We start from the raw sequence: 17,447 nt of genomic DNA, 5'->3' as shown, positions 1-17,447 counted from the left end.
GTAAGAGACCAAAAAATGAATCAGGAATAAATCTAGTCCGTTAGTTGGAGTTGATGAAACGGATGGCAAATATAGAACGTATAGAAGAAGTGAATATTAGCCAAGAGATGAAATCATCTTTTCTTGACTATGCTATGAGTGTTATCGTTAGCCGAGCATTGCCTGATGTACGTGATGGACTTAAACCAGTACACCGACGTATTTTATATACCATGTATGAACTGGGGATGACTCCTGATAAACAATACAAAAAATCATCAAGGACGGTAGGAAATGTAACTGCTCAATATCACCCGCATGGAGATGTAGCGGTATACGAAGCAATGGTCAGAATGGCACAAAATTTTTCCTATCGTTACATGTTGGTAGACGGACATGGTAACTTTGGTTCTGTAGATGGTGATCCCCCAGCTGCGATGCGTTATACAGAATCAAAAATGGCTCCTATCACGCTAGAATTGCTGAGAGATATCCAAAAAGACACCATTGATTTTGGCCCTAACTATGACGGTCAGCAGTTGGAGCCTCATGTATTACCAGCACGATTCCCCAACCTGTTAGTTAATGGTGCATCAGGGATCGCAGTAGGAATGGCGACGAATATCCCACCACACAATCTACGAGAAATTATTGATGGATTGCTGCTCATCATCGATAAACCGGAGACAACAGTGGAAGACCTTTTGCCGATTGTAAAAGGGCCTGATTTCCCTACCGGTGGAATTATTTTAGGATATGAAGGGATTCGCAAAGCTTTTCGGACTGGTCGCGGGAGCATTCAAATTCGTGCCAAAACGCGAATAGAAGAGGCTCAAAATGGCAAAATGCGTATTATCGTGGAAGAACTTCCATATCAAGTGAATAAGGCCAAACTAGTAGAAAAGATTGCTGAATTGGTTCGCGATAAAAAAATTGATGGTATTACTGATCTTCGGGATGAATCAGACCGAAACGGAATGCGTGTAGTAATTGAGCTGCGCAGAGATGTGAATCCTCGAATTATCTTAAACAATCTCTATAAGCATACAACGCTCCAAACTAGCTTTGGTGTAAATACGCTTGCATTAGTGAATGGACAACCACGAGTTCTTAATTTACATCAAGCGCTGTCTCATTATCTTGACCATCAAATCGAAGTTATACGCAGAAGAACACAATTTGATTTGAACAAAGCAGAAGAACGTGCTCATATTTTAGAGGGATATCGAATTGCTCTTGATCAAATTGATAAAGTCATTGCACTAATACGTGGATCTAAAACCACTTCTGAGGCAAGAGACGGTTTGATGGAGCAGTTTGGATTGAGTGAAAAACAAGCACAAGCGATTTTGGATATGCGTTTGCAACGTTTGACAGGGCTGGAACGCGATAAAATCGAAAATGAATACCAAGAGCTGCAAATCACCATCAAAAAGTTAAAAGAGATCCTTGCAGATGAAGCAAAGATACGCGGAGTTGTTCGCGAAGAATTGAATGAGGTAAAAGAGCGTTTTGGTGATGACAGAAGAACGTCCATTATGATCAATGTGGACAGTATCGTCGATGAAGACTTGATTCCTGAGGAAGAAGTAGCTGTACTGCTGACACATCGCGGTTATGTGAAGCGCATGCCTTTATCTACTTACCGTGCCCAGCGTCGAGGTGGGAAAGGTGTATCAGGAATGGGCACAAGAGACGAAGATTTTATTCAGACCTTGTTTGTCACCAGCAGTCATAATCATATTTTGTTTTTCTCCAATAAAGGAAAAGTATACCGCTTAAAAGCTTATGAGATTCCTGAATTAGGAAGAACTGCAAAAGGGACACCGATCATCAACCTAATACAAATCGAGCAAAATGAGCGAATACAGGCAGTTATACCTGTTAAGCAATTTACGGACGACTTTAATCTATTCTTCGCCACCTCCAATGGTGTTGTGAAAAAGACGAAGTTGTCGGATTTTGAAAATATCCGTAAAAATGGGTTGTTTGCGATCAATCTTCGTGAAGGAGACGAATTAGTAAGTGTTCGTCTGACCGATGGAGATCAAGAAGTAATTATTGGTACAAGTCTTGGTATGTCTATCCGTTTCCCAGAATTGGACGTTCGGGAAATGGGACGCTCTGCAACAGGTGTCAAAGGAATTACCCTATCGGACAATGACTATGTAATCGATATGGATATCGTTGAACCTGGTAAAGACGTAATGATTGTTACGAAAAAAGGATATGGAAAACGGACTCCGATCGGAGAATACCGTTCGCAATCTCGTGGTGGAAAAGGTATCAAAACGCTCAATATCACGAAGAAAAATGGTCCAGTTGTTGGTCATACGATGGTTTCAGAAGAAGAAGACTTGATGATTGTGACCCAAGCAGGTATTGTCATTCGCATGAATATTTCAGGCATTTCCACATTGGGACGATATGCCCAAGGTGTGCGCTTGATTAAGTTAGCGAAAGATGAAGAGGTTGCAACCGTTGCTAGAGTCCAGATTACAGATGAAGAAGAATAACAAATACCCCTGTCGAAAGAGACAGGGGTATTTGTTATTTGAATAATATTATTCTTTAATCTATAATATGGGAGTAATTGACCCTACTGTCCCCTTTGGAGGATCTTGTGAAGATCAACAACAAGAAGCGTGACATCGGCTGGCCCCGTCGTGCGTTTGGCTGCCGCCGATGACCTAAGGGTCATCCCCTCTCATAGGACTGTTGTCCCAAAAAGCTAATTAAATTTATGATATTCCTGTGAGAGGGAATCGTAAATTATCGGTTAACATAGATTGATTTTAGAAGACGAAAACCAAGTTTGCTCGCGGCAAAGAAGAAATCAACAAACATAAACCGCGGGGCGCACGGGGTTAGCTTGTAATGAAATAGTCATGAGGCTAACGTCCCAAGAATCCAACGGCTTTAGCCGTATGGAGTCGTCAAAGCATCGAACTCCTTATACTGTTGTAAGGAGTTTTTATTTTATCATAAATGTATATCATTTTTGGCAGGCAGCAAGAACGATGTTCAAACTGCCCGATGGAATCAATCAGGACGTGAGGCTTGTCTTGTACTTCCTCAGAGCATCCTTTGTCAATGCGAATTCCTTATACATACTTTTTGGCGGGAACTGTCCTTCATAGGAACGGGGGAGTACCCGTCCATCGGTAAGAGGTACATCATCTGGTGTGAGATACCATCCAGCACCGATGTGGGCATCTGTCAGTTTTACTTCCTGTTCTTCTGCAAGTCCGACATACCATTCCATCGACTCATTGCTGAGTTCGGAAATTGGCTTAGGAAGAAGGGTGATACGGAGTCCCGTCTCCTCCCATGTCTCACGGACTACAGCTTCAGGTCCAGTTTCCCCATTCCTTCTGCCTCCACCAGGGAACTCATGAGGATCCCTTACTTTGATTGAGGATTTAGGGTAATCCCGAGGCAGCTCTGGTGGTTTAGTCTCAAGCATGAGGATTTTCTCGGTGTTCGGGTCGATCACGATGACAATCGCAACTTGCCTTTTCCGTGCCATACCAATCTCCTCAGATGTCGGGGATGAAACGGAATATATCTCTAGTTTACCAAAACACTTTAGAAAAAGAACATAAGTCCCATAGACAAAACTACAAAATGTGTTAAAATAGGATAATTATTGAGTACTATTGTCGAACAATAAGGCTAAGATTAAGCTTGGAAAATTGCTTATTACAAGGGAAATGCTTTCCTCTATAATGAGTTGTTCTTTCTCTGAATCATTGTATAGTTCTCGCCAAACAGGCGGATCATACCGGCACAGCATACTCAGAGAAAATAACAATGCATAATAAGTAAGTACTTCAGGCAAGAGATTTTGAGCTGTCTGATTCCATTTCCAGAGTAACAATTCGCCTTGTTTGTTTCGCACGAACCATGGATGTTGCAATATATTTTTTTTATAATCCAATACTATATGCTTATCTATTTGTTGATGTAACGTTAACTGAATAGCTGGTTGCGCTTGGTTCAAATAAGTGACAAAGGAATTTGCTGAGATACAGAGCTCATCTAATATGTTATCTTCAAGGATGATGTTGCCGTGCTGGTGTGTTACATTCCAGAAAGAGGATCCTTGTCCAAGCCGCCTGAATAGCGGTTCTAAATCAGGCAAAAAAGAACATAGTTGTTCCATTTTGAAACGTTCACCAGTAGCCACTGGATGATCGAATAAACGACAAAGATAAGGGAAAAAGCCATCTTTTTGGACTCTTACTTCATCACGATAAAAACGGTAAGGTTCTTTTTTTCGTTTTGGACTTGTCAAACCGTGTTGCAGGACGAGTGTGCTTTGTGGATAACTAGAGTCTATACTCAATGCGTATGCCTTAAGTAAACTCATCATTCCATAATACACCAACAGCGGTTTAGACCAAAAGTCACTTTGCTCAGCAGTTTGAAATAAGGCCAGCCCTTGCTTCACATATGAAGTAAACGCATATACATTGCGATATGCCAATGTTTTTGTATCTGGTCCTGTATATTTTTTTTCTAAATAATTAATTGCGGTTTTTTCGTTTTTTAGTAAAGAAAATGTGGAAATGCTCATTGTTCCTCCGAAAAATATGACTTATTCGTGACTTATCCACAATTATTCACAAGTTATACACAGAAAAACTGTGGATAACCGAAAAAGTAGATAATTTTATGATGGATCGTTTTTTCGTGTTCAGCTTCGTTGATGTTTGCAAATAGAAAGTTTGCTTTAAAAATAATAATTTATTTAACAATAGCGGTTTTCTTGATTCGCTTTTTTTATTTTGATACACTTGCAAAAAACTGGAGACCAATGATAAGGGGCGATACGCCGTGTGGGAAGAGAAGTTTAGTAAAACTGGCCTCACTTTTGACGATGTATTATTGTTACCAGCTCGATCAGAGATTTTACCTCGTGATGTTAGTGTTGCCACACAGTTGACAAAAAAAATAAGGTTAAATATTCCGTTAATTAGTGCAGGAATGGATACCGTTACTGAGTCCTCATTAGCTATTGCTCTAGCAAGACAAGGCGGTATTGGTGTTATTCATAAAAATATGAAGATCGAAGAGCAGGCAGAGGAAGTAGATCGTGTAAAACGTTCAGAAAGTGGAGTCATTACCAATCCGTTTTACTTACATCCTGGACACCAAGTACATGACGCCGAGGCTCTAATGGCAAAATATCGGATTTCTGGCGTGCCAATTGTAGACAAGGAAAAACGTTTGGTCGGTATTATTACAAACCGTGATATGCGCTTTGTCCATAACTACAGTACTCCTATCTCTGAAGTAATGACAAAAGATAACCTTGTCACTGCTTCTGTTGGTACCACAATGAAAGAAGCAGAACATATTTTGCAGCTTCATAAGATTGAAAAATTACCACTTGTTGATGAGAATGGTGTACTCAAAGGATTAATTACAATTAAAGATATTGAGAAAGCAACTCAGTTTCCAAATTCAGCAAAAGATGATCAAGGTCGTTTATTGGTTGCAGCAGCAGTTGGGGTATCCAAAGATACAGATCAACGAATCGCAGCATTAGTCGAAGCCGAAGTGGATATGGTAGTCATCGATACTGCTCATGGTCATTCTAGAGGTGTTTTAGAGACAGTTGCAAAAGTAAGACAAAATTATCCAAACTTAACAATTGTTGCTGGGAATGTTGCAACTGCAGAAGGTACAAGGGATTTAATTGAAGCTGGAGCGAGCATTGTCAAAGTAGGGATTGGACCTGGTTCCATTTGTACAACTCGTGTCGTTGCAGGAATTGGTGTTCCGCAAATAACAGCGATATATGATGCTGCTAGTGTAGCTCGAGCTTATGGTGTGCCGATTATTGCTGATGGTGGAATTCGCTTTTCTGGTGATATTGTAAAAGCATTAGCAGCTGGGGCAGATGCTGTCATGCTTGGCGGTCTATTTGCAGGTACAGAAGAGGCTCCTGGTGAATCTGAAATATATCAGGGACGCCGTTTCAAAGTTTACCGTGGAATGGGTTCCATTGGGGCGATGCAAGCAGGGAGTAAAGATCGATATTTCCAAGAAAATGAGCAGAAACTAGTCCCTGAAGGCATTGAAGGACGAGTCCCTTACAAAGGGCCGATTGTAGATATAGTTTACCAGTTGGTTGGAGGGATTCGTTCCGGAATGGGATATACTGGATCAAAAACAATTTTGGATTTAAAAGATAACTCACAGTTTATTCGTATCACTTCTGCTTCTCTACGCGAAAGCCATCCACATGATGTGCAAATCACAAAAGAAGCACCGAACTATCAGTTAGGTGGTTAATAGTTAATAGCACCCTTTCGATGGGTGCTATTTTTCTTTTTTTTTAACATAAAACAGCTTGTATTGTTTCTGGGAAAATGTGAAAATGAGTAGGATTGAGTAATCGGAGGAGCAAAAGATGATGCGTCAATATTTCGTTTTTTTATTCAGTATTGTCAGTCTATTTATAGTTGCAACTCCTGCTTTTGCTGATGAACTAGAAAAAGTTAATGCCAAATCTTATTTCTTAGTAGATACTACTTCAGGGGAAATTATTGCTCAAAAACATGCGCAAGACCCAAGACCTCCTGCTAGTATGACGAAGATGATGAGTGCCATTATTATTTTGGACGAAATAAAAAAGGGTAATCTTCACTGGGATGATGAGATTCAGGTCAGCCAAAGAGCCGCAGCTATCAATGAGGCTGAAATACGTTTGGTCGGTGGGGAGAAACAAACAGTCAAAGAACTGTTTACTGCTTTGTTTGTGCAATCAGCAAATGATGCAACGGTTGCTTTAGCGGAACATATTGGTGGTTCCGAAGAAGGTTTTGTTGAAAAAATGAATGAGAAAGCCAAAGAATTAGGATTAAAACATACTCATTATCAAAATAGTACTGGTCTAAATACAGAGTCTTATCCAGACCCTCCTAGCACTATAAAAATAGGAGAGCATGTTATGTCTGCGGAAGATACTTCTGTTGTGGCCAGATACCTTTTAAAAACATATCCAGAAGTTTTACAATATACAAGTATTCCAAAGTATACATTTCATAAGAATCAAACAAATCAACAAAACATCTCAAACTGGAATTTGATGTTACCGACTTTGAAATACTATTTTCAAGGAGTAGATGGATTAAAAACAGGTCATACCAATGCTGCAGGGTTTTGTTTTACAGGGACAGCTGATCGCAATGGTCTGCGTGTTATCTCTGTAGTAATGGGGACTAATTCCGAATATGCTCGTTTTCATGAAACCGAAAAGCTATTAAAATATACGTATGATAATTATGAGATGGTGCAAGCAGTAACAAACGGAAAACCAATCGTTGGACATTTAAATTACCCAGTGGTAAATGGGGTAAATCGTACTGTGCCAATGGTTGCAGGGGACTCGTTAAAATTGGCAGAGCAAAAAACAGATAGACAATCCTATACATACAAAGTTTCGTTGAAAAAGAATTTACAAGCACCCATTGCAAAAGGAACAGTTGTAGGTGAAGTATCTGTTTATTATCGAGGAAAACCAATAGCAGGTGTAAAAGCCGTTCCTCTTGTTGCTCAGCAGACAATGGAAAAAGGAAGCTTTATTCGCTTATTTTTTCGTAGTACATGGGACACAATAAATGCTTGGATGAACTAAAGTTGTTTTCAAACAATCCTAGCTGTTTATTTGGCTTATGTTGTAAATTTACATTTATTCTATTACAATGTTATTGGCTAATTGACTAAAATGAAATGACATTCACATGCTTTTCTAGGAGGATATAGAATGACACAAACAGGAACAGATCTCGTCAAACGTGGTATGGCAGAAATGCAAAAAGGTGGCGTCATCATGGACGTCGTAAACGCAGAACAAGCAAAAATCGCAGAAGAAGCTGGTGCAGTTGCTGTAATGGCTCTGGAACGTGTTCCTTCTGATATCCGTGCTGCAGGTGGAGTAGCTAGAATGGCTGATCTTACCATTGTAGAAGAAGTTTTAAAAGCTGTTTCTATCCCCGTTATGGCAAAGGCAAGAATCGGTCATTTTGTAGAAGCTCGTCTATTAGAATCAATGGGTGTTGACTATATCGATGAAAGTGAAGTCTTGACACCAGCAGATGAAGTCTATCATATTGACAAGTCTACTTTTACCGTTCCTTTTGTTTGTGGTGCTCGAAATTTAGGAGAAGCGCTACGCAGAATAGGTGAGGGAGCTTCTATGATTCGTACCAAAGGGGAACCAGGAACAGGTAACATTGTAGAAGCGGTACGTCATATGCGAATGATGCAAAGTCAGATTCGCAAAGTGACAGGAATGTCAAAAGATGAGCTGATGACAGAAGCGAAAGAATTAGGTGCACCTTATGAGCTTTTACTTCAAATACATGAAACAGGTAAATTACCAGTTGTTAACTTTGCTGCAGGTGGAGTTGCTACTCCAGCAGATGCTGCTTTGATGATGCATTTGGGATCTGAAGGGGTGTTTGTTGGATCTGGTATCTTCAAATCTTCGAATCCAGCAAAATTTGCGAAAGCAATTGTAGAAGCAACTACGCACTACGAAGACTTTGCACTGATTGCGGAGTTATCCAAAGATCTAGGAAGTCCAATGACAGGGATTGAAATTTCAAAACTAGAAGCACATGAACGGATGCAAGAACGTGGCTGGTAATCGAAAAGTAGGTATTTTGGCTCTGCAAGGAGCTGTTCGAGAACACCAAAAAATATTAGAAAATCTTGGTGTAGATACCATTACAGTAAAACGAAAAGAACAACTGGAAGAAATAAATGGACTAGTCATTCCTGGTGGGGAGTCAACTGCCATTGGTAAATTGATTCGTCAATATGATCTAAGACAGCCGATTCTCGATTTTTATGATGCTGGTAATCCTGTTTTTGGAACGTGTGCAGGTCTTATTCTCATTGCAAAGCATATTCAAGAAAATGATGAACCTCATCTACCATTATTGGATGTAACGGTGCAACGCAATGCTTTTGGGAGACAAGTGGATAGTTTTGAAGCAGACTTGCCAATCGAGGGAGTTGCGGAAGATTTCCATGCTGTTTTCATTCGCGCCCCTCTGATTACATCAATTGGAGATGAAGTAGAAGTTTTAGCCACGATTCATGATCAAGTCGTTGCAGTAAAACAAGGGAATTTATTAGGTATTTCTTTCCATCCAGAACTGACAGATGATAAGCGATTGCATGCTTTTTTTCTTGATATGGTGGAAAAATCGATTGAAAAGCAAAGGTAAGCTCTGTATAATGAGCGATAATACAAATAGGATTGCGATGAAGAGAAAAGTATCAAAACAAATCTTTTTAGAGAGACGATGGTTGGTGAAAATCGTTAAGATTTGTTATGAGAATCCGCCTCAGAGCGAACCACGGTTGCGTGCCGTTATTTACGTATGGAGTGGGCTGTTTTTTTCTTCTAAAATGGTCAACAAGGGTGGCAACGCGGAACTTCCGTCCCTTAGGGATGGGGTTCCTATTTTTTATTTTGAGGAGGATTTTCTATGCTAGATATCAAATTGTTGCGAAGTAATTTTGTGGAGGTAAAAGAGAAATTGGCCTCCCGCAACGAAGATATCAGTGGACTTGATTCATTTGAAGCTGTCGATGCAAGACGCAGAGAAGCGATCACCAAAAACGAAAAATTAAAAAGCGAACGTAACCAAGTAAGCCAAGAGGTGGCGCGCAAGAAAAAAGCAAAAGAAGATGCAGAAGACTTAATATCCAACATGCGTCAAGTTGGCGAACAAATAAAACAATTGGACGATGAAATTCGTGAATTGGATGAGCAGCTTTCACAAATACTGTTGTCTTTACCGAATATCCCACACGAATCTACACCTATTGGGCTTACAGAAGAGGAAAATGTGCCAATTCGCCATTGGGGCGAAGTCCCTTCTTTTGATTTTGAACCAGTCGCTCATTGGGATTTGGCACAAAATCTTAAGCTCTTGGATTTTGAACGTGCAAGTAAAGTGACAGGCTCTCGGTTTGTATTTTATACTGGCTTGGGTGCTCGTTTAGAACGTGCTTTGATGAACTTTATGCTTGATCTGCATACAACTGAGCATGGTTATAAAGAAATGATTCCGCCGTATATTGTCAACAGCCAAAGCATGACGGGAACAGGGCAGCTTCCCAAATTTGCAGAAGACGCTTTTGCACTTGCTAATACAAATGGTTATTATTTAATCCCCACATCAGAAGTTTCAGTTACTAATTTTCATTCAGGAGAAATTCTTGCTGATCAGGAACTGCCTATCTGCTATGCAGCTTATAGCGCTTGCTTCCGTTCTGAAGCAGGGTCGGCCGGCCGTGATACGAGAGGATTAATTCGTCAGCATCAATTTAATAAAGTTGAATTAGTAAAGTTTGTCCGTCCAGAAGAATCGTATGATGAGCTGGAAAAACTTGTGCAGAATGCAGAGAAAGTATTGCAGTTATTGGAATTGCCTTATCGTGTATTGTCGATGTGTACAGGTGACCTTGGGTTTACTGCAGCAAAGAAATATGATCTGGAAGTATGGCTGCCGAGTTCTGGTGCATATCGAGAAATCTCTTCCTGTAGTAACTTTGAAGATTTCCAAGCAAGACGGGCAAATATTCGGTTTCGCAGAAGTGCTAAAGACAAACCGGAGTTTGTTCATACATTAAATGGATCTGGTCTGGCGATTGGGAGAACTGTTGCTGCGATACTAGAAAACAATCAACAAGCAGATGGAAGTATTCGCATTCCAGAGGCGTTAGTACCGTACATGGGAAGAGACATAATTCAATAAAAGTAACTTATAAATTCTTTGTTCGTATTGGACAAAGAATTTATTTATTATTTGAATTCTATGTGAATTTTGGTAAAATAGAAGTGAGGATTCTTACCCAGGATCCACGAGGAAAGGGAGTAAAATGGCAGTTCAGCGGCACACCGCACTGGATAGTATTCTTGCCAGTGGGGATATGGAGGCTCTTGAAAGTTTCGCCATGAACACCGACAAGAAGACGCTGAAGGATCTTTCGAAGAGCAGGCACTATCCTGAATGGATTCGTGCTGTTCTGCGAAAGGCCAGTAAGTAACTCTTTCCATCTCGGATGATTCGCAAGTAGCAGAATGCTGCTGGCGAGTGGAGCTCTAATAACGGCAACGTTATCTATCTCCAGTCCGAATGCCCCACTCTTCTTGTGAAGGGTGGGGCAGCTAACTTTTATACAATAAAATTATGGCCCCAGTACATGGGGTATCCCACATACTGAGGCCTTCCTCACCGAATATAGAAAGTTACTTCTTCCATTTTCATTGCGACCTGTCGGAGTTGCTTTCCGTCAAAAACTACCCGTTCACGATAGATTTCGAGTTTATGCCGACCCCAAGTTACGATATCACAGTCTTCAGTAGTAGCAAATCCCGTCAGAACAGCAATAGCGGTTCCCAACTTTTCATCATTTGATCGAGATGTGTCTGTTCGGACCTCTCGAACTTCGAACTTACCTTCAACTTCGACCTTATTATGGGATGGGAACTCAATGGATAAAGGAGTTTGACAATCCATCACATATTTTCCATTCTGTATTTAAAGAAGTTCAAAAGTTAGGAATTATTAAAGGAGCATGTGGATATTGTACAAGTTTCTTTGATATAGAAGAAGACGTAAACACAGCTGGAGTATTCATGGTAGGTGGAGCAAAAGATGGACATTTCAGTTTTGTAGAACATATCAAGGAGGGATATACACCAATTATTATGTAAGGCTTTTTTGTAGAGATCTTATAGTAAAGCTGTCCTATTCGAATATATAAATCGAATAGGACTATATCAGGTTCTTGACATTTCCTAATATAAATGTATAATGAAATATGTTTCGTCTTGAATTTTGGAGAGGTGGTCGAGTGGTTGAAGGCAACGGTCTTGAAAACCGTCGTAGTCGTGAGGCTACCGTGGGTTCGAATCCCACCCTCTCTGCCAAATGTTTGAACGAAAACTCAAAAGTTTATATATTAAACTTGTGGAAAACACTTGTCTAAACCGTTGGAATTAACGGGAAAGACAGGTGTTTTCTTTTGCGTAGAAAAGGTAAGAACCAAATTCGAGATAGACATATAGTTACCTCCGAGTATACCCCCAAACTTCCAATTCCCGAAGCTCTAGAACTCTTTGTCAATGTGAAGAAAGCAGAAGGAATGCGAGATAGAACCATATATGATTACTACCGTCATATGGACTGGTTTAGAAGATTTTTAGCCAATGCATACCCCAAAGTAACAACCATTCAAGAATTAACCCCAGATGTAATTAGAGACTATATCAACTACATGATAACAACTAAGGGATTGGTCCCAAACACGATTAATATAAGACTTCGTACATTGAGAGTCATGTGTAGATTTTGGGCAGAAGAACGGTATATCAATAGTAATCCTATGAGTTTGATTAAGTTGTTGAAAATTGACAATGTAGACAACTTGAGAGGATACACAGAGGATGAACTAAAGAGGTTTTTTCTTTCATTGGATGTACTGCAATACAGTGGCTTTCGTGACAAGGTGGTTATATCTCTATTCTTAGATACTGGTATTCGTGTAAATGAGTTAGTAAATGTAAGGATGAAAGATATAGACGAAAAACGCCTTACTTTAACAATCCCTGCACCTATCGCCAAGAATCGAAGAAGTAGAACAATCCCTCTCTCAGTAAAAGTAATGAGATTAATTACAGAACTTGATAGGGCCCAATATCACTATTATACAAAAACTCGTCATATTCTTCTATAGACTATGACGAGTTTACTGTTTTTTTGGAAAATCTTCAGATGTGGCCTCTCATTACCAGAATCGTTCACATATTTCTTAATGTAATGAAAGTACCTTAAATCAAGGGTATTGAAATGAAGTTCTGAGGATACCTAGGTTGAGTGGATCGCATTGGACTGTCTCGGGGTAATTGTTTTGATCATATTTTCGAAAGCTGTCAACCAGTTTGTCGTGATGATGTTTCCAATGTAACCGTCAGGTCGGATCAATACCAACGTGTCGTTGGTAATACCGTAGATTCTGGTCAGTTTACCGGTGCTGTCATTAATGCAATTAACGTCAACCCTACCCTCGGTGATTACAATGTAGCTGCGCAATTCGGCACCTGCAGATGGCCAAGTCAGCTCGGATAGAGCCTGTGCTGCATTTTCTCCGAAGGCAAGAAGAGTGAAATGGGGTCCTTGGTATACGTCAAAAAGTCGTCGTGCCCCATTTGGACCGATACAAGGTGCGTCTGGTGCTCTGTCGCCCACACGCAAAGTCTTGGTAACAGGCGTAGTGTCTGGCGCGAGAGGTCCACCGTGGTACGTGATTCCAAGCTGTCGCTCCTCGTCACCTCTCTTGAGACCGGACAGGCGATGCTTCTTGAGACCAGCGTACAGCTCACTGGATTTACCGAGAACATGTGCTGCAATTGGCTGCCGTTCGGCTTCGTAACTTTCAAGCAGGCTGTCTGAGGTGCCAGCTATGACCTGACCGAGTTTCCAACCAAGATTGTACGCGTCCTGAACACCAGTGTTGAGGCCTTGTCCGCCAGCTGGAGTGTGGACGTGAGCAGCGTCGCCAGCTATGAATACTCGCCCTACACGATAGTGCTCAGCAAGCCGAACGTTTGGCCGAAAAACCGATTTCCAAGTGATGTCATAAAGACTGAAACCGGTGAGCTTGTGAAAATAGGCTGCTATTTCGTTTTCGTCAAGGTCCGGCGTCTCTCCTGGTGACAGCTTGATCATGACTTGGAACTGGTTGGAGTGGGGCAACGGGCATGCTGCGACCGACTTGCCGTGAGCTCGAGGCCACATATGCCAGCGATTGCGCGAAAGTTCGTCGATTGTTCCATCGATAATGAGCATGCGGTCGGAGTCATCCGTTTTTCCGACAAACTGAATGCCTGCTGCTTTCCGGACTGTACTCGAACCACCGTCTGCGCCGACCAGATACTTACTGCGAACCTGCTCCCCTGATGAGAGAGTAACCGTCACTCCGTCATCATCCTGTTCGAAACCTTCCACCGCTGTATTATACTCGATATTTAGACCCTGTCGTTCTATCAAGCGATGTAAGATAGCGTCCGTGCGATGTTGAGACAGCAACAAAATGTTTGGATAAGGTATGTCAGGTGTCTTCTTATTCTGGCTTTGCATACGCCATGGCACGATAATCGGTCCAAAATGAAGTCCTGCAAGCGGGTATGGGCCACCTTCATTATGTGCCTCACCAAGTATTCCCAGATCCTCGAAAACCTCCTGGGTCCGAGGTTGAACCCCTTTAGCACGAGAGCCTTTGAAGGCATGAGGTGACTTATCAACTATACGGACACGAAGGCCGCGTCGGAGTAGGTCTGCAGCTAGCGTGGATCCTGTAGGACCCGCCCCGGCGATTAGTACATCAATTTCTAATTGTTCGGCAAAGAGAATCGATGACTTGCTTTTTGATTGATTGGATAATCTGTCTGTCATTGTTTGTTCTCCTCTTAGGGAAATATATAATTCATATAGTTACTTGTCTTTTGGATTCAACAAAACGCAATATTGTTTCTAGGAAATATTATGTTTCTTAGAAACAATAATATAATAACTTTACTCTTGTGTCAATATCGTTTCCTCGAAACTTTATTTATCCCCCTTACCTTGATATACTAACTTTAAGTTGAAAATTATCGGAGGAGAGAGATGAACAACGATTTAGGAAAGCTAAATAAGGATCGCTTAATAAAGGCTTTGATGTTGTCAGTAAACGATTTACAACATAAATTCCAAAGAGAAAATGACGAAGAGAAACAATGGCTCATCCAGAATAGTCCTACACCACTTATTGCTGAGCTGATGAAAGATATGACTGTTAACATGTTGCATGTACTTAGTGCCATTGGTAAGCTTGAGCCCGTCAACGGTATAACTATTTCAAAGCAATTCGGTTTCTCAAAAGGGAATGTTTCGAAAATCACGAGAAGACTTGCAGATAAAAATATTATTAATTTTGAATATATCCCTGATAATAAAAAAGAAGTTCTGTTCCGCACTACTCCATTAGGAAGAGAGATTAACCGTGTGCATCAAGCTTTACATGATCAAATAGATATTGGGGTCAAACATTTCTTGCATAGGTATAACGAAAATGAATTGCAATTTCTCGTCAATACCCTTCAGGAGACTTTGCATACATCGTGGATTCATGCGGTGACAGACGAAGAATCAATCGCACTAAGTAAGAGAGATATGTATATTAAAGTACAGGTTGACACTGACAAAACAGAAGTATCCGAAGAAATGAAGGAAGTTAATGAGATGCTTGATAAGTTAGATTCCGGTAACTTAAAGAAAGCAAAAGCGATTCTTAATGATGTATTTTTTTCAGTGTACGAGGATTAATCTAAAGGTCTGTTGGTGAAATTTCATGGTGGCTTGTTAGTTATATAACCTACTAGAGGTAAAAGGACCCTAATACTGCACATGTGCTGATGTCGGTTGTGTCCTCTGATCCTCCATTCGAAGACATTACGAGGAGCCCTGCTGATTTTAAGGCAATTTTTTACTCGTTTATAAAGTAATCTCAAACAACCAACTGCTTAGCGTACAGGTAGTCGATTTTTTGTGTCTAAAATATGTCTAAACGTACAATTTTCCCGAAATGATACGGGGACCCCATCTTGAGTGATATTGCTACTATATTTATTTTTCGCAAGATGCTTTGCATGCACAAGGTCCGTTTTCGTAACTGTTCCATTATTTTCTAATAATTCATTTAATTTGACTCTCTTTAAGTCCTGTTGTAATTCATCCATTTTCACATCATCCTCTTTAATTGTTTTTTTTGTCTTCTTGCATTGGTATTTTGTATTCATGGGCAATGAATAGGAGTAGCTCTGTCAAATTACAATACTCTTGGCCAGATTGTCTCTTTGCTTCTAGAAAAAGGACCAGTTTGTTAAACTTTTTTCTACTATATGACAAGGGTTGTTCCTTTGTTTTCTTCTTTTTATCCTTGTTTAAGAAGCTTGCAAAGGTACTTATTGTTCGAGCATTCATCGCATGTCACTTCCCTTCATTATCAAAAATGATATCTACTGATATAACGTTTTATTGTGTTAAGGCTTTTCCATAAATCGATACTTTGCCTTTCTTCAAGTCGTTTCATCAAAACACCCCCTTTCCATTGATTTAAACCCCTCACTCTGATACTTTTTAAATTAAGGTAAGTTATTAATTCCTAGCATCGGAGCCTACCATGCCGTACCGCCCGTCCAAGCTTAATCCCAGCGTCCGAGTGAGGAACCTTCCAACTCACCGATACAGAGTCAAGAAAGATGGCAATGAGTCCTTCTCTATTGAAATGTACTACGTTGATGGAATTCTGAGAATCGTTGTCGATTCAATAGACGGTATTTGGATTCACGATAAGGATGGGAATGCCATTGCCCATGCAAGGACTACTTCTTATAGCGAGTTCCGGCTTCTGGACATCGGGGTAACGGTTGTAGTTATTCCGTAACTAAGGATGAGTCTGGTGCTACCCAAGTATCAGGCTCGAATCCTATATTCTAACTTTATACTTGGAATGTTCAATAACGCTGGAGGATAGAGTATGGACACTATATATAGACTATAAAAAAGTATCTTCAATTGAAGAAATAAAAAAAGAAGAAAATGTATGTTTATTACTAGTTAAAGGTACTTCATTGTATGGGTTTGATTATAAAGTAATCTCTCCAAAGGGCGAGTATAATACACGTAATTTAAAGGAATTTGTTTCATACTTAGTAGATAAGCAGATAAATGAAATATAAAATTTGATACTAGGATTCTTAACCATCCAAATAAAAGAAATCCCTCTAAAAATAACTTGAGGGGATTAATCTTCTTTAAGCAATTAAGTTATTAATTACTTTAAAAACATTACATCCAAAACAAAGAGCGGTTTTGTCTGTTGTATTCCTTATCACCTTTCAGGTGAACATCCACAGAGCAAAGAACGCTCTGCGTCTGTATACTATTTTTTTATAAGTATTTCTTTTCAATAAAAGATAATCAGATAGATATAGTAATACATACTCTTTTTCTGAAAAGCCTTTACTGAAAGAATAAATCATTAAAGAAAAATATCTACACATACAGAAGTGCTCTTCTTCTGTGTGTCTGCGAAGCAGTAAGAAAGATAGCGATAAATCTTTGATTTAGAGCAATGTTTTATCTTTAAAAGATTCAATTAAAAAGACCACTATATTATAGGCACCAAATTTCCTAAACGCTTGGTAAACCCTTATATATCAAGTGTTTTTACGTTTTTTGTGTTGGTACGAAAAGTCAAGTTTAAGGCAAAAAAGCGGTAATAAAAGTTAAGTTAAACTCTGAAAAGTACTTATTCTATAAAGGAACATTTCAAAAAAGATAAATATCTCTTTTTGTCATTTTTGTTTCGTTCCTTAGTTAATCTTTGAA

General features: G+C 39.9%; 15 protein-coding genes, 1 tRNA gene and 1 other annotated feature. Of the genes, 11 read left to right on the top strand and 5 right to left on the bottom strand.

Going from position 1 to position 17,447, the window contains the following annotated elements:
• Window positions 1–62: 62 nt before the first annotated feature.
• Window positions 63–2,495 carry a DNA gyrase subunit A gene (gene gyrA, locus AC5WOC_RS10920; RefSeq protein ID WP_496055451.1) on the top strand — a complete coding sequence of 811 codons (2,433 nt, stop codon included), beginning with the start codon at window positions 63–65 and terminating at the stop codon, window positions 2,493–2,495.
• Between the two features lie 530 nt (window positions 2,496–3,025).
• Here the strand turns inward: gyrA and AC5WOC_RS10915 are convergent.
• Entirely contained in the window at window positions 3,026–3,508 is a 483-nt protein-coding gene (locus tag AC5WOC_RS10915; RefSeq protein WP_496055450.1) for an NUDIX hydrolase, read from the bottom strand.
• 117 nt (window positions 3,509–3,625) lie between these two features.
• Window positions 3,626–4,558 carry a YaaC family protein gene (locus AC5WOC_RS10910; RefSeq protein WP_496055449.1) on the bottom strand — a complete coding sequence of 311 codons (933 nt, stop codon included), beginning with the start codon at window positions 4,556–4,558 and terminating at the stop codon, window positions 3,626–3,628.
• Between the two features lie 260 nt (window positions 4,559–4,818).
• Between AC5WOC_RS10910 and guaB the strand changes: the two genes are divergently transcribed.
• The 6 genes from guaB to AC5WOC_RS10880 all read left to right on the top strand — a co-directional run bounded on the left by guaB (window position 4,819) and on the right by AC5WOC_RS10880 (window position 11,058).
• Window positions 4,819–6,282, top strand: coding sequence for an IMP dehydrogenase (gene guaB, locus AC5WOC_RS10905; RefSeq protein ID WP_496055448.1), 1,464 nt, complete (start codon window positions 4,819–4,821; stop codon window positions 6,280–6,282).
• 118 nt (window positions 6,283–6,400) lie between these two features.
• Window positions 6,401–7,627, top strand: a complete 1,227-nt coding sequence (locus AC5WOC_RS10900; protein WP_496055447.1) for a D-alanyl-D-alanine carboxypeptidase family protein — start codon at window positions 6,401–6,403, stop codon at window positions 7,625–7,627.
• A gap of 129 nt (window positions 7,628–7,756) precedes the next feature.
• Window positions 7,757–8,641, top strand: a complete 885-nt coding sequence (gene pdxS / locus AC5WOC_RS10895; RefSeq protein ID WP_496055446.1) for a pyridoxal 5'-phosphate synthase lyase subunit PdxS — start codon at window positions 7,757–7,759, stop codon at window positions 8,639–8,641.
• The gene (gene pdxT, locus AC5WOC_RS10890; protein WP_496055445.1) at window positions 8,631–9,227 is read left to right on the top strand and encodes a pyridoxal 5'-phosphate synthase glutaminase subunit PdxT; all 597 of its coding nucleotides are present in this window, start codon (window positions 8,631–8,633) and stop codon (window positions 9,225–9,227) included. Before pdxS ends, pdxT begins: the two co-directional genes overlap by 11 nt.
• Window positions 9,228–9,255: 28 nt before the next feature.
• Window positions 9,256–9,452, top strand: a binding site (T-box leader).
• Between the two features lie 39 nt (window positions 9,453–9,491).
• The gene (gene serS, locus AC5WOC_RS10885; RefSeq protein WP_496055444.1) at window positions 9,492–10,766 is read left to right on the top strand and encodes a serine--tRNA ligase; all 1,275 of its coding nucleotides are present in this window, start codon (window positions 9,492–9,494) and stop codon (window positions 10,764–10,766) included.
• Window positions 10,767–10,890: 124 nt separating this feature from the next.
• Entirely contained in the window at window positions 10,891–11,058 is a 168-nt protein-coding gene (locus AC5WOC_RS10880; protein WP_496055443.1) for a hypothetical protein, read from the top strand.
• A 185-nt stretch (window positions 11,059–11,243) separates the two neighbouring features.
• On the opposite strand, the gene AC5WOC_RS10875 is transcribed toward AC5WOC_RS10880, so the two are convergent.
• Window positions 11,244–11,531 (bottom strand): hypothetical protein, encoded by a 288-nt coding sequence (locus AC5WOC_RS10875; RefSeq protein WP_496055442.1) that lies wholly within the window; start codon window positions 11,529–11,531, stop codon window positions 11,244–11,246.
• Between the two features lie 323 nt (window positions 11,532–11,854).
• Here AC5WOC_RS10875 and AC5WOC_RS10870 point away from each other — a divergent pair.
• Both AC5WOC_RS10870 and AC5WOC_RS10865 read left to right on the top strand, forming a co-directional pair.
• Window positions 11,855–11,944 (top strand) — tRNA-Ser (locus tag AC5WOC_RS10870).
• A 95-nt stretch (window positions 11,945–12,039) separates the two neighbouring features.
• Window positions 12,040–12,750, top strand: coding sequence for a tyrosine-type recombinase/integrase (locus tag AC5WOC_RS10865; protein ID WP_496055441.1), 711 nt, complete (start codon window positions 12,040–12,042; stop codon window positions 12,748–12,750).
• A gap of 131 nt (window positions 12,751–12,881) precedes the next feature.
• On the opposite strand, the gene AC5WOC_RS10860 is transcribed toward AC5WOC_RS10865, so the two are convergent.
• Window positions 12,882–14,468, bottom strand: a complete 1,587-nt coding sequence (locus tag AC5WOC_RS10860; RefSeq protein WP_496055440.1) for an FAD-dependent monooxygenase — start codon at window positions 14,466–14,468, stop codon at window positions 12,882–12,884.
• A gap of 213 nt (window positions 14,469–14,681) precedes the next feature.
• Here AC5WOC_RS10860 and AC5WOC_RS10855 point away from each other — a divergent pair, with 213 nt between their 5' ends.
• Window positions 14,682–15,380, top strand: a complete 699-nt coding sequence (locus tag AC5WOC_RS10855) for a MarR family transcriptional regulator (protein WP_496055439.1) — start codon at window positions 14,682–14,684, stop codon at window positions 15,378–15,380.
• Between the two features lie 429 nt (window positions 15,381–15,809).
• On the opposite strand, the gene AC5WOC_RS10850 is transcribed toward AC5WOC_RS10855, so the two are convergent.
• The gene (locus AC5WOC_RS10850) at window positions 15,810–16,037 is read right to left on the bottom strand and encodes a hypothetical protein (protein ID WP_496055438.1); all 228 of its coding nucleotides are present in this window, start codon (window positions 16,035–16,037) and stop codon (window positions 15,810–15,812) included.
• A 304-nt stretch (window positions 16,038–16,341) separates the two neighbouring features.
• Here AC5WOC_RS10850 and AC5WOC_RS10845 point away from each other — a divergent pair, with 304 nt between their 5' ends.
• Window positions 16,342–16,500 carry a hypothetical protein gene (locus AC5WOC_RS10845; protein WP_496055437.1) on the top strand — a complete coding sequence of 53 codons (159 nt, stop codon included), beginning with the start codon at window positions 16,342–16,344 and terminating at the stop codon, window positions 16,498–16,500.
• The last annotated feature ends 947 nt before the right edge of the window (window positions 16,501–17,447 follow it).

The sequence above is a fragment of the Shimazuella sp. NTD247 genome (genome assembly GCF_059510415.1).
Note: the sequence above shows the minus strand (reverse complement) of the source record. Positions and strands in the feature narration are given on the sequence as shown.